6 protein-coding genes are annotated in these 16358 nt (G+C 48.4%); 2 read left to right on the top strand and 4 right to left on the bottom strand.

The annotated features are described in order from the left end of the window. Positions 1-66 precede the first annotated feature (66 nt). Positions 67-3489: a hypothetical protein gene (locus tag ACN0YH_RS15875; protein ID WP_417380559.1), complete on the top strand. Its 3423-nt coding sequence runs from the start codon at positions 67-69 to the stop codon at positions 3487-3489. Then, a complete protein-coding gene (locus ACN0YH_RS15870; protein ID WP_417380558.1) occupies positions 3486-10139 on the top strand; it encodes a hypothetical protein in 6654 nt (2217 codons plus the stop codon). Before ACN0YH_RS15875 ends, ACN0YH_RS15870 begins: the two co-directional genes overlap by 4 nt. 112 nt (positions 10140-10251) lie before the next feature. Here the strand turns inward: ACN0YH_RS15870 and ACN0YH_RS15865 are convergent, their stop codons facing one another. The 4 genes from ACN0YH_RS15865 to ACN0YH_RS15850 form a co-directional block, all read right to left on the bottom strand. Next, positions 10252-12243 (bottom strand): PDZ domain-containing protein, encoded by a 1992-nt coding sequence (locus tag ACN0YH_RS15865; RefSeq protein ID WP_417380557.1) that lies wholly within the window; start codon positions 12241-12243, stop codon positions 10252-10254. Positions 12244-12265: 22 nt separating this feature from the next. Further along, on the bottom strand, positions 12266-13312 hold the full coding sequence (locus tag ACN0YH_RS15860) for a S1C family serine protease (protein ID WP_417380556.1): 1047 nt from the start codon (positions 13310-13312) through the stop codon (positions 12266-12268). 29 nt (positions 13313-13341) lie between these two features. Further along, a complete protein-coding gene (locus ACN0YH_RS15855; RefSeq protein WP_417380555.1) occupies positions 13342-15093 on the bottom strand; it encodes a S1C family serine protease in 1752 nt (583 codons plus the stop codon). Between the two features lie 73 nt (positions 15094-15166). Further along, positions 15167-16333, bottom strand: a complete 1167-nt coding sequence (locus tag ACN0YH_RS15850) for an NPCBM/NEW2 domain-containing protein (RefSeq protein WP_417380554.1) — start codon at positions 16331-16333, stop codon at positions 15167-15169. Between the last annotated feature and the right edge of the window lie 25 nt (positions 16334-16358).

Raw genomic sequence — 16358 nt, 5'->3', positions numbered from 1 at the left:
ATCAATCGGGTGGTCGAATTCAATCAGAAGTTATCTGTTCCCTAAGACTGGGTTCTATTAGCAATTATGTCATATCTTGCACGTTTCATCTCAGTCGCGCTGAGACTGGTATTGCTATTTGCATTCTGCGTGGAAGGTACGCGTGATTCTGTTTACGCCCAGTCAACTCAACCTGAGAAAAACAGTCTGCAACCAGCGGGCGAGCGAAAGAACGGTTCACCATCAAATCCAGATCAGACTGCTCAACCTGCAGTAAGTGGTACCGTCGCCGATCCTCAGCCAGCAGGCACTGATTTCAAACAGAATATCGGTAGCACTCCTCAGGGAACCGCTAAGCAGGAAGTGTATATCAAAGGGGATGATGGTCAATATTTCCCATTCCCGAATCTCAGCCTGGATCAGATCCTGGAGTATCTCAAACAGAAACAGGAGCGCCAGGTCGAACGCTCACCGGCATACGCTGTTTCGTCAGTTTCACTCGAGGGAAATATTAAAGACGATCGTGCTGTTCTTGATGTACGGATCGTGGTATTGATCAATGAAGAAAAAAAATGGATTCGTGTCCCCATTAAACTGAATGAATCGATCTTTCTTAAAACCAGTTACAAAGGGGAGGGGGAATCAAGTCCGGGTGGCTTTAATCGAACAGAAGGGTATCTCTGGTGGTTTCAGGGGAAAGGCACGCACGAACTGAACCTGACCGTGAGTGTTTCACTCAAACAGCAGCTACCCTCCCGCCGTCTGCAACTCGTGCTCCCGCAGACCGCAGTCAGTAATTTAAAACTGACCATTCCGCTGCCCCAGGTCAGCCTGGAAGTGCCAACCGGTGTGGCGGTTTCCAAAAAAGCAATCTCGGATGATCAGAGTCTGGTGGAGATGTTTGGGCTGGGGGATCAGCTGGATCTTTCCTGGCAACCCATACCAGATGAGAAGAAAGTAGAAACGGTCCTGCAGGCTGAGACACTGCTGACGACAGACTTTACATCCGACTCTGTGCTGCTCAATGCCTCGCAATCCATCAAGGCCTTAACAGGCAGCTTCCAGACCGTGCAGGTCAAGTTACCCAAATCATTCCGTCTGCTGGATGTAAAGTGTGAAGGCTACAAGAGTCATCAGTTGCTGAAGGATAACATCGTCGACGTTTCATTGATCGAACCGACGGTTGGCCCGATCGAACTGCAGTGGACCCTGGAGCGAGATTTTCCCGAAGAAAAGGGAGAGTTTCTGATTGACGGGTTTGAAGTCAGTCGTGCCAAGCGTCAGACAGGATTGATTGATATCCAGACTTTGGATGGCTATCGCATTTTCCGTACGGAAGGTCAGAATCGATCTGTGTATCAGATTAAGGCGAACCAGAAAGATCTGGATAGTTCGTATCGCTTTCTGAATCAGCCATTTCAACTTCCCTTGAATATCGAGCGGGTCAAACCCTATTTTTCAGCCAGGCCATTTTATCTGGTACAGATGTTTGGCAACCGGGCCGAACTGGAAGCGCGCGTGCAGATCAATGTTTTTCAGGGAGCTCTGGATCAGGTGGCTCTCAACTGGCCCGATCGAATCAAAGAGGGTTGGGAACTGGAACTCATGCAGGAGCCATCTCTAACGGAAGCGATTGAGATCAATCAGTCGCAGCCGGGACGTATCAATATCAATTTGCTGAAGCGTTCCAAAGGTGAGTTTGAAATTACATTCCGAGCCCGTCGTCCGGTCATCGCGGATCAGGAACCTTTTAATTTTTCCCTGCCGGAAATTAAAGCGCCCAGTCTGTCACCAACATCCCTGGTCGTGGTCAATGATACGAACGTTGTGACGGATCTGACTCCTGCACCGAAAACTCAGGTACTTACCACTCCAGTTGCGCAAGGGGGACAATTTACCTTACCTGTCGAAGTCATGAATCTCCGTAAAAACGAATACCAGATTCAACCCGGTGCCAATGAGTTTTCGGCTGTGGTTTCCATTCACAATCAGGAGATTACTGCCATAAGTTCTGCACTTCTGGAAATAGAAAGTGCTGAAATGCGGGTCGAACAGGAAATTCAGTATCAGATTGAATATGAACCGCTGTCTGAGATCAGGCTACGCGTTCCATTGACTTTGAAAAACAGAGTCAATTTCTATCTGGACAATGAACAGAATCCGCTGGTTCCTACCTGGACTTCTGATGAAACAGATCCCGTGCAAAATGCCCGTCTCTCGTTACGCAGCAAAAAACTGGGTTTGGTCAAAATCACTGCTGTCTATTTATTGCCGCAAAATTCTCCCGATGAGCTCCATGTTCCACTCATTCGTTCCGACGATGTTCCTTTTTCCGAGAGCCAGTTTGAACTGTCTCTGATGGATGAGGAAGATACCGAATATCTGGAAATTGAAAGCCTGGATGCAGCCTGGCAGCAACAGTTGGCGATGAATAATAACGCCTTCTGGAGAGCCGTCGATCCGAAAGCAGACATCAGTCTCAAACTGAATAAAAATGAATCCGGTTTACAGTTTGCCTATTCAATCAGTCAGGCCTGGATTCAATGCAGCCTGGATTTGACCGGTTCCTACCAGGCACGGGCTCAGTATGAATTTCCGGTCTCTCCTAGAACATTAACCTTTCGCATGCCGGAAAACGCAGCCATTAAAATTGATGACATCTGGTGGAACGACCAGCGCGTGACCGGCAGTCTGCAACAGGGCAAGACGCAGGAGTACCAGCTGGTCCTGCCCTCTCCCAAAGAAAAGGAAAATCAACAGAATATCCTGACGATCGACTATGGGTCCACGAAACATCAACGTGACTCTCAGTTTCAACCGCTGACGGTTGCTGCTGCAGAATTCGCAGACAATCTGTGGATCGAAAAAACCATGTGGAAAATCAGCCTGCCTAACAACCAGCATCTTTTTACGATTCCGATGGGATATACACCTCAGTTCCGCTGGGAAAATCAGGGACTGTTCTGGTCTCGACAGTTCTACGGCCAGGATGAAATGCCGGTGGCACTGAAAAATTCACCTCCCCAATCCGAAGAGTTTCCAGGTGCCAACGACTATCAGTTCTATCGACTGGGACCGGCAACCTCGCTGCAGTTTCAGGCGTTATCCCGATCCATGATTGTGTTCATTGGAGCAGGAACCGCACTATTGCTGGGCTTCATTTTAATGAGTATCTCAGTACTGCGCAGTGCTTTGGTCCTGCTGCTGATGATTACCGCTGTTTCTGCTGTCGCACTCTGGTATACCGCTCCGGTAGAAGTACTTCTCCAACCTGCTGTATTTGGATTACTGCTGGCGATTGTGGCCGCGATGATTAATGGAACATCAAGGAAGCGTCGAGAGTCGAAACTGTTGACAATGTCTGCACCCAGTGATTTCATACCACCCCCTTCAATTTCAGAACGTATCCGTCCTTCGGAAGTCGATCCTGAAGATATTACCGCAGTCCGTCCCGGTTCTGAAGTGGTTGAAAAACCAGTCTCGTCATCAGAAGCCGGGGCGAATCGATGAATGGGAATCAATACAACAGCTGTTTTCGTAATGCCCTGGTTTACGGAATCGGCATCGCGTGGCTCTGCTGTCTGTTTCAGCCAAACACAGTCGCAGCAGCTGACAATCCCGTCTGGGAACTGTCTCCCACATTGCGAATTGAAGAAACCAGTGTTTCCGGCAGCGATACTTCCAGCTGGCCTGAAGGCAACTGGTTTCCTGTTCCGTTGAAAAAGTATCAGCTCCTGAAAAAAAAGGCACTTCTCAAGCAGAACTCACCTCCCAATTCCTGGATACAGGAAGCGACATATACTGCCACTCTAAAGGGGGATCAACTGGTTGACGGGGAACTGAAGTATGTCATGCACTGTTCCCGCAATGAACCCGGCTTTATTGATCTTTCCAAATTGAACCTGGCTGTTCATCAGATGAAATGGGGAAGCCAGGATGCCGTCTGGGGGCTTGCTCCAGATCAGAAAACTCTTCTGCTGGTTGATCATTTTGGCGAAGCACTCACCGGACAATGGAGTCTGAAAGGACGTCAGCTTCCACAAAGAACGGAATTTACTTTCCAGTTACCCGAGACAGTTGTCTCTCGAGTACAACTGAAGCTGCCACGGGGAATGTTATTAACAACATCAGTCGGGTATGTCACAGGCCCTCGCCAGATCAAAGATTCAGATAATGATCTCTGGCAGGTCGAATTGGGGGGGCAGTCTCAGTTTCAGGCCATTATTCATCAGGCAGATAAACTCAAAAATACACCGACTCAAATCCTCTACCATCAATTTGCCCAGGCAGGGATCCGTGAAGATGGATTACGATTGAGGGAAGACTTCCAGATAGAGGTACTCAATACACCCGTTCAGAAACTGGTGTTTTCGGCTCCTGCGGAATATGACATCTATTCAGTGACACTGGGAAATGACTTGGCGCTTCCTTTTGAAATAGTGAAGTCCAAAGATAAAACTCTGATGACCGTCGATTTGATCGACCCGTTGATCGGCATTGGGCGCCCCTTGTCTGTTCGTGCGCTGGCATCACCTTCACTGGATACTGCGGTTGTGATTCCCCGGCTCAAACTGCAGCAGGCACACTTTCTCGGTGGCACGATTCATCTTGATATTACATCGCCACTGGAGACTCATGCGATCAGTTTTACGGACTTGAGACAGACGGGCGTGCTGATACAGGAAGAGCAGGGGGAAGCCTATGATTTTAAGCAGTATGCACCCGATGCCAGGCTGGTTTATCGACTGGCATTACCGGAGTTAAATCTTTCTGCCCGGGTTCACAGTCTGATACAGGTGGAAGAAAAGGTCTGGAAACTGACTTCACGAATTCACTGGTCGTCTGCTGCTGGTTCGACCTATCGACTGGAATCAATGATTCCTTCAGGCTGGGAAATTACTCAAGTCAGCAGTCCGGCAGAGACACACTCGGCAGCCATCTTGTGGGATGTTGAACAAAGTGATAAGCAGCAGAAGTTGAGTATTCGCTTGCCGGTCTCTGTTTCCCCTGAAGCCCCTTATACTCTGGAAATCCAGGCACGCCGTCTTGTGCCTGATTCCAATCGACAGATTGAGCTTTCCGGTATCAGACCTCTGGGGTGCAGTAGCGTCGATCGAATTCTGGAACTCTCAGCACCAAACCAGTTAGCACTGCAATTTGATCCTGATAAAGAAGTCGAAGATCTGGCTGCCAGTGAATTACCTAAAAACTGGAAGTTCCCTGCCGCCGTGCAGGAGAGTTCCAGGTTCTTTCACCTCTCACCTTATTCCGGAGCCCGCTGGGGAAGCCTCAAACAATCCAGCATGGAACAGACATTTCAAGTGAATGCGAGCACTTATCTGGCCCTCAATGATGACTTGATTCAGGAAAATTACATCCTGAATTGTGTGCCACCGGCCAGAGGGATTCAGCGCGTTATGGTTTACCTGTCAGAAGAAGGGAATCCACTGGAATGGACGCTGCCTTCCGACACCAGCCTGCAGGCGAAACTCAAAATTCAGAAACTGCCGGTCTCCGAACATCAAAAGTGGTATCTTCCCAATCTGGGAGAATTGTGGGAACTTTCCTTTCCTGCACCAGTTTTTAAAGAGCTTGAGATACGAGGCGAACGGAATAGACCTTTCCTGAAAACGGTCCGGGCTTCATTGGTATATGCACCGCAGGCACAGCCCTTTCAGGGAATCGTGCGGGTACTGAATTCCAATGAACTCAATTTGAGAATGAAGACAGAAGGTCTCCTGCTTCCTCCGGACAGTGAAGCCAGATCCAGTTTTCCCCGGAATCAGCGCAATTATGAATGGGAATATCAACAACCGCTGGGGGCATTAACGATTACCCGTTCTTCTGAAATGCCGGAAAACAGCCTGGACCAGGGAACCGCTACTGTCAGCATTCATTCCCGGTTCGGGCACGGCAATGGAGAGCCAGATGTTCATGAAGCTGCCATTTCGCTGGATCTCTCCAAAACTTTTGATGATAAATTTCTATTTCGGTTTCCGAGAAAAGTGAAGCTGATTTCGACAACTGTCAATGGAAGAAGAATTACTCCCGTTGAAACAGAGAAGCAGTATCTGATTCCACTGTTTGACCAGTTGGATTCTTACCAGATTACGATCCAGTACCAGACCAGCTCCCGTGCGGATTTTCTGACGACGACACGTCAGATCCCGTTTCCTCAAATCAGCCAGCGTGTTCTGGAAACCGATTGGAATTTTGTGCTTCCTGCGGGGACTCAACTGATGCAGGGCCCGCTGAATATGGTTCTGCAGCAATCTCTACCTGAAGAATCCCTTACACGACGTTTTCTGGGTGTCCTGGGAAAACCGGAGCAGGGACAGGGTTTCAGCAGATCAGAGTGGGATGCCGTTGTTTTATTTCCGGTGAAGTCAGGTGTTCTGGAAATTGCGAATGTGGGGAATGTCCGACTTTTGTCCTGGGTTGTTTTGCTGTTAACGGTAACCGGCGGGCTACTGCTGCGAATCTGGGATGTAAAACGGCGCGACAAGCTTTGCATTATGGGTATCCTGATTTCGGCGATTCTCTCCTGGGTCTTTCCTTTTGCCTGGGCTGAAATCTCCGGTAGCTGTCTGTCAGGAATTATAATTGTCCTGTTGATTCCGCGCCGATTTCTCAGGCAGGAAGCCCAGCGACAGATTGAAGATGAAAGTACCAAAGCCTATCAGCACTCTTTATCTTCCATTTCCATGTCTGCACGCCTGCTGCTGGCAGGTATGCTGGGGCTCACAGTAACAGGGTATGCGCAAACCTCACCAGTAACAAATCTTTCCTCAGGCGGAAATCAATCAACTGCGGTTCGCACCGAAACTGTGCTGCTACCAGACAGTGCCCGCGCTGGTTCAGAATCATTCGCCTATCTCACACCGGGTTTTTTACAGACTTTGGAAGAATTTGTAGCAGGTCCCGAGCAGCCGGACTATCTGCTGACTTCAGCGGAATATGCAGGTGAAATACGCGACAATCAGTTACTGACGGTGAAGGCCGACTTCCGTGTGAAAATTCCCGTTGTCAGAACTTCTTCAACCATCCGACTGCCTATCAATGGCGGGAATCTCAGCGGGCCGGATTCCTGCAGAGTCGATGGGATAGTGGTGCCAGTATTACTGGCGGCGGATGGACAAAGTATCCTGGTCAATGTCAGTAATCTACGAGGTGAAACATCGCCCGTCTCCTCAGATCAAAACGCTCCTGTTGAGGCACGAAAGCCCGTTTTCGATTATGACTACCAGGATCATCGCATTGAGCTGGTCCTGCACCCTGCCGTGAAACTCAGTGCAGGCAGCGGTCAGTTTGAACTCTCGATTCCTTCCCTGGCGACCAATTATTTCTCGTTTGATTTCCATGATGCGGTTCAACTAGTTGAACTTTCAGAAAGTACAGGCAGCTCCCGATATCAGTTGTCGGGACAGAAGCACTTTTCCACATATCTGAAAGAAAATTCTCAGCTGAAGGTGAAATGGTTTACGGGACAGAGTTCTGAAGTCAGTCCCCTTCACCTGGAAGCAACGATCCTCATCAATGCAGAGGTTTCGTCCTCAATGACACGCCTGGATGCACAGGTGAAATACAACGTTCTGAATGGCAAAGTGGATTATCTTTCCTGGAAGCTTCCTGCAGGTATGATTGTCCGTAGCGTGAAGTCGCCTGGTATTTCGGTCATCCCGGCTTTGAACCCGACAGCCGATCATAAATATGAAGATCTGCTTCTCGAATTATCGGAATCCAAGTCAGGTGAATTTATCATCAATGCTGTTTTTGAATTTCCTTCAAGCGAATCCTTAAAAGAAGTCACGATCCCTCCCATTTATTTTGGATCGGATAAAATTGATTCCCAGCAGGCAACAGTCAAGATCATATCGCAGCAAATGGGTGTGCGAACAGGGCCGGAGTTCGAAGTGGAACAGTCGGGGACGTTGCCTGAAGGCGTTACCACGATCTCTGCGAAAGCACCGGGTCGGCAGCCAGAAGATAACATACTGAAGTCCGCGACTCTGTTATTTCAAATGAATCAGCCAGCGCCCATCTCACTGATTCTGAAATCAAAAAACCCAGATCGCTCTGCCCGAATCAGCCAGTCACTGGTGATCAATCAGAAAAGTATTGACTGGACCTTTTCAGCAGAACTGCGAATCAGTCAGGCACCCGCATTTCGACATACTCTCACAGTTCCGGCTGCACTCCGAATCGAATCACTTTCGGTGAAAGAAGAGGATGTGGAACGGCTGGCGCACTGGCATCGTGCCGGCAATCAGATCACATTGTTTCTCAAAAACAAAACTTCAGGATTACAGGATCTGACGTTAAAGGGGTGGTTACCCGTTCGCAGAATGGGGGATCTGAAGATAACAGGAATTCAGATCGAACAGACGAAAATAGAAGATTCTCAATTGACTCTCTATCAGAAGCCACAGATCGAAGTCAAATTGATCTCGGCGAATTTCCAGCGGATTCAGGATGCTGCAGCCCAGCCGGTTTCGGTCGAGCATCTTACCGCCGTTGGTCGTTTTCAGGCGATCGATTCCAAGGGTGATCTAATTGAACTTTCAATCAAACCTCATAACATGCTCATTACCGCAGATTCTCTGACGATGGTAGATGCGCTCGAAGATCAGAGGATTGAAGTGACACAGACTTTACGTTTTTCGGTTCCCGATCCCGAAATGCAGATCACTCTGATAATCCCCAAAGAATATGCTGAGAATTATTCAATCGACGGCATGCCTTTTGAAATGTCGGGACTTGCGGCTGATGGATCGCTGCTGGTTGATTTACAGCCATCAGACTCCAGAACAAAGGAAAAAAGTATTACTGTGAGAGCGACACTGTTAAAGCCTGCTCATGAACTGGTTATTGCACCAGTCACACTGGAAAATTCCAAACTCCAAAAGCAGTACCTTCTGTTATCCTCTCAGCTGGAATTTCAGATCTCCGATAAAAAGAAACGAAAAATAGTTCAGCCGGATAAGGTTCCAGACTGGGTTCAGGCACGGTGTGATATCTCTCCTGATTTCAGTAAGGAACGTGTTTATCTTACCGGCAACCCACCCTGGAAAATGATTTCGACATTGAGCGATACAGATGTCGCAAGCGAAGAGTTTATTCCCTTAATGAAATCAGAAATTATCTTAAGCAATCCGGAAGTCATTCAGGGGCTGACTCAGATTAAGCTGTTCAATCAGACCAGTCGTTCTCTGAAAATGAGCTGGCCTGGAAAAACGAAGTTGATGGCTGTACTGATCAATGGTGAAAATGATACTACGATTGAACAGAAAGACGGAACCTTGGCGATTCCGTTGAACGGAGGACCTAAATTTTATGAACTGACTCTCTTTTGGGAGTCGTACCAGATTGAACATGAATATTTCCTGGAAAAGGCCTGGCTGCAGGTACCACAGCCAGTGAACTTTCCATTGACACATAATTTAATTCAAATTATTTCATCAAATCATCATCGGACATTCCTCTCACAGGATGTCACTGCCTTTTCCTACTTTGCTGATCAACTGGAAGCGGAACTCAAAATCGCAGAGGTGGAACTTGAACTGGCCGATCAGAGTAATGTTTCACAACCTGTATGGCAGGAAATTCTCAAATCGCTAAAGCAGCTGGAATTGATTGTGGCTGACCCCGATCTGAATCGCCAGGGGATCAGTGAGACGTTAAATCGCTTTGCTGCATTAAAAGATCGGGTCTTTGTATTCAAACAATATGTTAGATCTGATGATGATATGATTTTACAAACTCCCTCGTTTTTTACTCAGTTTCATCAGAAACTAAATCCGGTAGCAGAGCAGAAGGTGCACTATTTCTCGAGGACCGGAAGCTTTGAGCCCGAAGAAGAGCCACTCTCTGCCTGGATTATTCCTGACCTGTACCTGAATCTGCTGTTGGCGGTTGTCGGTCTCCTCGTGTTACTCCCTGTTTTGGGAAAAATAGTGCAATCGCGGGCAGCCGAATGGCTCAATTATCATCCTGCTTTGACTCTATTATCTCTGGGGCTAGTCTGGATCTTGTTTTTCTCACCGGAATTGATCGGACTGATCATCATTGCTGTTTCAGTTGTCATGGCCGTCAGACAAAAACAGGACATGTCAACCACGGAACAGCAGTCTGTAATGAGCAGCTCTGCCAGTCAGGAGTAGCCTTCCCCAGTCTGTCGCTTCCACGACTACAGGCAGAAGATACCTGCAACGGTCTCCGGAACTGAATCCACAGGAAGTGCCACACCCAGCCTGGTAATAAAATGCGAGCTGATTAAATCCGGTCCAGGCTGTCTGCCCAGCGACCGATTGCTTCCAGAGTCGATTTATCCAGGTATTGTGCAGCTGGATTTTCGTTTTTGATCAACTCGAAGACCGTGGGGTAATTCATTTCTCGAATTGCTTCAATTTGAGGCTGCAGTAACTGGTTCAGCGGGTTAGCAGCATTCAAGACAAAAAACAGACTCAATGGATAGTCAGGGTCAGTCTCCGGCGGTTTGTTATTGAGTGTTGCTTCGGAAACAACGACGCCGCGAAACAGTTCACGATATTTAAAAGCAAGATCGAACGTAAATTCACTTCCATCGCGATGGCTGATCAGGAAGATTCGTGTATTATCAATCCGGTATCGCTTTCGCATTGATTCAACCACTTCTTTGACAAATTCTGCCTCATCCCGATTCCAGCGAATGACGTCCTGGGCCGCAGGACCAGCTATTATGATACCGCGCTGCTCACAGATACTCTTCCATTCTTTGAAAATCGTCGACTCCATGGTATTTCCCGGCGGGTGAATCCAGATCATTAAACCGTAGTCAAAATCCGGGTTATAATTTTCCGGGACATAAGCCCAGTAAGTTGATTCGGAACCGGGAAGTTCTTCTTTGAGATGTCCAGTTTTGATCTTGTCTTTCTGGTTCTCGGCAGCGGTACGGGATGGGATTGCCTGTGTGGGCAGTTCTGACTCTACCGTATTAGGGGTCGCTTGTAATTTGACTTGAACCGTTTGTTCTTTCTGATCGCGAGAAATCAGAAGCTCTGCGGTTTCCCCCGGTCGTAAATGGTTCACCAGAAGAGCCAACGTGCCAGGGTCTGATACTTTCTGCTGGTTGAATTCCAGGATACGATCCTGGGTTTTAAGGCCTGCTTCCGCAGCTGCTGATTTAGAAAAAACAAAACGGATGCCAACACCTGCTTCAGCCTGATCAGTCGATGATCGCTGGGGTAGAATCCCCAGAAATCCAGATTCAAAGGGCACCAGCTTTTCTACCATAGTCGCCTGAAATGAAAGTGGTTTCGGTGAACCATCTCTGGTGACCATCAGACTCACGGAATCACCCGCGTACTTATTCATCAGCACCTGTTTTACCTGAGAATGCATGGCAACGGCATTACCGTCCAGTTGAGTGATTGTGTCTCCTGCTTTGACGCCGGCTTCCTGAGCCGGGCTGCCGTAACGGACACGGTCAAGTTTCATGTCGGTGGACAGGTCCCCGTGGCCGGATAACGTGATTCCCAACAGGCCTGGATAAAGATCTTTACCGGTATTGAGGCGGGGAATGATTTTGAGAACATCCGACATGGGAATTGCAAACCCGATACCTGAGTCATACCATTCCACGCCAGCTGTTTCAGCAGAAGCGCCGGGTGAGAGCGGGACCAGTATCCCCATCAGACGACCATTGATGTCCACCAGTGGGCCACCATAGTTAACGGGAGAAATCTTCGCATCGGTCTGAATCGCTTTTCCCCAGATTCGTTCCAGTGCACTCACAATTCCCACAGAGATACTGGGCTGGTCCAGATCAAATGTACGTCCCAACGCTATCGACCACATGCCAACCTGTATTTCACTCTCAGGAATGGCGAGCGGAACAGGCAGATTTTGCGCATCAATTTTCAGAAGTGTCAGCATCTTCAAATGGTCTGTGGCGACATTCTGTGCCGGAAAACGACGACCGTCGGGTAAAGTAACCAGAATCGAAGAGGGTTTGCCGATAAAATTAAAGGCACTGGAAATAATCAGTCCATCACGGCTGACAATTACTCCGGAAGTCGGACCAGTACCTGTGATGAGTTTGCCGACCCGGTCCTGACCTCCGACGGTTTCTATTCGGACAATGGAGGGGTTAATGAAAGCGGCAGCCTGTTTGAAGGCGCGTTCTTCAAGTATTTCCAGATTGGGAACAGGAGACTGGGCCTGTAGTAAATTGAAGGAACCAGACAAAGCCAGCCCCAGTATCAGTAAACGGAAAATGTTGTTCATGGTTGATTCAATATTGATATGGTTATTTCTTTTCAGGGGGAACCTGAAATTCGATCGAGATAAGTTGATTGTTGCGGCGAACTACCAGACGCAGTAAATCGCCGGGTTCAAGTTGACCCAGCTCGGTATTTAGTGTTTTGCAGGATTTGATCAGATCATCATTCACAAACACAACAAGATCATCGGGCTGTAATCCCGCTTTCGCTACCAGCGAACCAGGCAGAACCCTGTCGATATAGGCGGGAGTACGGTAGAGCACGTCTGGCACCATCACCAGCCCAAAGTCAACCGGGCGGTAACGCTGGGGCGCATCCATTTCCGGTTTTTTCTGATCTTCACTGGAATCGAACTTACCGGTGATAATCTGTTCGATGCTTTTACTCAGGACATCAATGGGCAGTGAATAATTGACCCAGGTATTCGTTTTGGCATTTCGGACCTGTTTGCCGATCATACCCAGCAGTTTCCCGTCGTAGGTGACCAGCGCCCCGCCGGCGGCACCCGGGTTATTGGTAATTGCATCGACTACGTAAACATCGCCTGAATACGAGAGCTCAAACGCGCCTCGGCGGCGTGGTAATTCCGTTCGTGCTTCTATAACGCCATGTAATACAGAAACCGGTTCATCACCAGTGGCGACTTTAAACATGTTACTGAAACCCAGGATGCGTGTGCCCGGGCCTGCTGTAACCTTCGCTTTATAATCAAAACTGGGCAGGTTTAATTCCCCTTCCGATTTTATTTTGAGAACCGCTAAATCCAGATGCGGTTCTGCCCCCAGTACTTCTGCTTCAAACTTCCGGCCATCATGCAGGACGACAGACAACCGATCGGTATCGAGTACGGGGCTCCAGATTGTAGCAATATGTCCTTCAGGAGAAACCAGAAAACCGGTACTGTATCCATACAGGTTTTTAACACCCCCCGCACCAAAAATCTTTACCATGCGGGGCAGCGCATACTCTATTGTTGACTGCGATGCAGCAGAGGCAGTCCGCGGAGCTGGCAGCAGGAGCACTGCCAGGCACAGACTGAACAGAACAGGTTTGATTACTTTACTTTGAATCACTGAAGGTCAACTTTCATCCGCTTCGGCGGCTATTTCTTTGAGTTCTCAAGCGGGTCCAGCTTGAGTCGTTCTATTTTCAGTTTCATAACAGGTCGACTGCCATACCGCACATCCAACTCACCGGGAAACTTCTGGCCATTGAGTGACCGGAATTGTTCAAAACGGATTGCGCAGACTTCTGAATTTTCTGTCAGGTAAAAATCCAGGCCCCGCAAAGACAGATCTGATTTATTGAAATACCAGCGGGAGATCGTACCGGTCTGCGTTGCGATCAGAACATCGACCATTTCATTTGTCCCGTCCAGTCGTTCGCTGCCGAGATAATAAAAGTCTGTGAATCGTTCGGATTGTCCAGAGAGCAACAGTCGGAAATGATGTAACGCTGCCAGTAGACCACCCGTACCAGGTGGCTCATCAACCAACATGTCTGTTTCCAGTGACTGTAGAAAGATATCCTTGCCGACTTCAAAACCCACGCCTTTATCTGCCAGAGTAAGGGTGAAGTCTGTTCCGTTTCCCAGTTTTCCGGTCAGGGTCCAGGATCCCGTTCGTTCCGAAAAATTACTTGTGGCACTTAAGGCCTGCAGCAGGCGTTCCTGCTGTTGTTGATTGAAATAGTAATTAGCAAATCCGGTTTTCGGGACATAAAGGTGTTTATATCTTTCCGGAGGTTCGGGGGCTGCCTTTGCGTGTGGATTAGGCATCGGCAGACGCGGCTTCTTATCTCCCGGTTCAGGTGCTTTCTCCGGGATCAGTTGCTTCTGTCCGGCCTGTTCCTGCAGTTCCGAAGCGCTATGCAGAGACTGCAGTCTCACATAGATTGTGTTCTTTTTCTCATCCCGCCGATAAACCAGTGGTAACGTCCAGCCTGCAGGGTAGATACCCAGTATGTTTTTGAACTGATTCACACTCCGAATCGGGCGGCCTGCAAATGAAACTATTTCGTCACCCAGCCTCAAACCTTTTCGATAAGCGTCTGATTCTTCCAGAATTTCAGCGACATTGATATTCGAATCAAAGCCTGTGGTGACGGTTGCTCCCAGCGCTGCATGATCGACGATGCGGCCACTCTTGAGATGATCCCAGAAGTGTTTGATCTGGTTAATGGAAATAGCATATCCGGCCCCTGAATTGACACGACCCCGTTTTTCAAATGACCCGCGACCGTTGATACCGATTAATTCGCCACGGTCGTTGAACAGGGGGCCACCCGAGTTACCAGGATTAATCGAAGAATCAACCTGGATACAGTCGGTGTATTCAAGAAAAGTTCCAGCCGGATATTGATAACGGTGAACGCCACTGACGATGCCATAAGTGATCGTTGGTTGAAAATCAGTCGCCAGGAGAAACGGATTACCCATCGCATAGGCCCAGTCACCCACCTGCACGGCATCACTGTCTCCCATTCGCGCAACCGGAAAATCGGTGCGGCCCAGTAGTTTGATCAAAGCTACATCACCAGTAGGGTCGATACTGACGATCACGGCATCGTACAGCTTACCATCATTCAGCCCACACTTCATGAAGTTGCCGGCACCCGACACGACATGAAAATTAGTCAAGGCGTAACCGTCAGGCGTGACCAGCACACCTGAGCCTCCACCATCACCGGCACCACCAAAAATGGCAACCACGGAGGGAGAGACAGCTTTGATTACTTCAATTCGCTGTCTCTGAGCCGCCAGTACCGCAGGATCAACAGAAGATTCTGCTGAGAATGCAGGTAGTGACAAAAGAGTGCAGATGACGAATGGAACACAGATGAATAATCTCTGCATCAAATTACCTTCAAACTATAACGGCTCACCACGAAACCAGTCAGATTGTTTCAGTCGAGTGCCCCGTCACTGATTATTTTATAAAACGTGCTTCACAGAGGTCGAGGTGATCGCAAATTTCAAGGTTATCTCCAAAGTCGACCAGAACCTCGAACTCACGAACGCCATCAACATCCAGATTTAATTCCACCGGAGAATCCGAGCTCCGTATATTACCCGAGTAAAGGATGCGACCGTCACCTTTAATTTCAACATACACAAATCCAATACCAGGCACAGATTCATCGATCCCCATGATCGCACGGAAATTCCGGTAGTCGCCTTTCAAGCGATATTGAAGAAGTGTTTTTGAATGAATGTAAAGACCACGCGTATATTCTTTACCGCCCACCCGCAGGGGGCCGCCATCCCGGTGTCGGTCTTTACGATACTTCCAGACCGTATCAAAAAAAGGAGTATATTCAATATTCCTTGGTTCCAGATCAGAGAGATAGCGAACCTTACCCTGACTGAAATCCAGATTGGCAATTGACTGTGGGGTAAACCGGGCCCGGGTACCTCCCAGGAGAGTCGCAGTAAATTCAGTTCCGGTAAAAGTAATCGCAGAGGCATTTAATACTCCCGCGTCGGTCAGTCGAATCGCACAGTAGGGAGAGACTTCCGGTGAGGGGGGGCGAGAGTAAATTACCCCGAAGACGCGACTGCGGTTCACGGAGACTTCGTCTTCCCCGGTGAAAAATTGTATTTTTTCTTCGGTGATCGAACCTACGACTCCATCGATATAATCAAGCACATTCTCTTTTTGAACCACGAGCAGATCTTTTGTATTCTCACCGTTCAGCAGTTTTTCCCAGGAGTCTCGAATGTTTGAGTTGAGCGCACCAAAACGAATCGAGGCGACATTTCTGGCAGGCAGGATTAACTCGCCTGTCTGATCACCACTGACTTTGACCTGACGTTCATTGCTCTGCAGACTCTGTGTCGGAAATATTGAGCCATCAGTTAATCTGACGGTTAAAGGTAATTCGAGGCTGCGCTGAGGCCGGTTTTTGGGAAATCGCATATTTAGAATATTGGAAAGAGGCAGGTCTTTCTCAGTCTGTCCCGCTTTAATTTTCGCGACGGTTTTGTTTAATGACTGCAGACTCCCGGAGGCACTCGCGCCACTGAGTGAGGTGACTTCCACATCAGGAGCAATGGCAAGCAGAGTTGTCATTGAAACAAAAAACAGAACAGGCATGTAGTCAACTCCAGAAAGTCAGCAA

Source organism: Gimesia sp. (assembly GCF_048262075.1).
Taxonomy (GTDB): domain Bacteria; phylum Planctomycetota; class Planctomycetia; order Planctomycetales; family Planctomycetaceae; genus Gimesia.
Note: the sequence above shows the minus strand (reverse complement) of the source record. Positions and strands in the feature narration are given on the sequence as shown.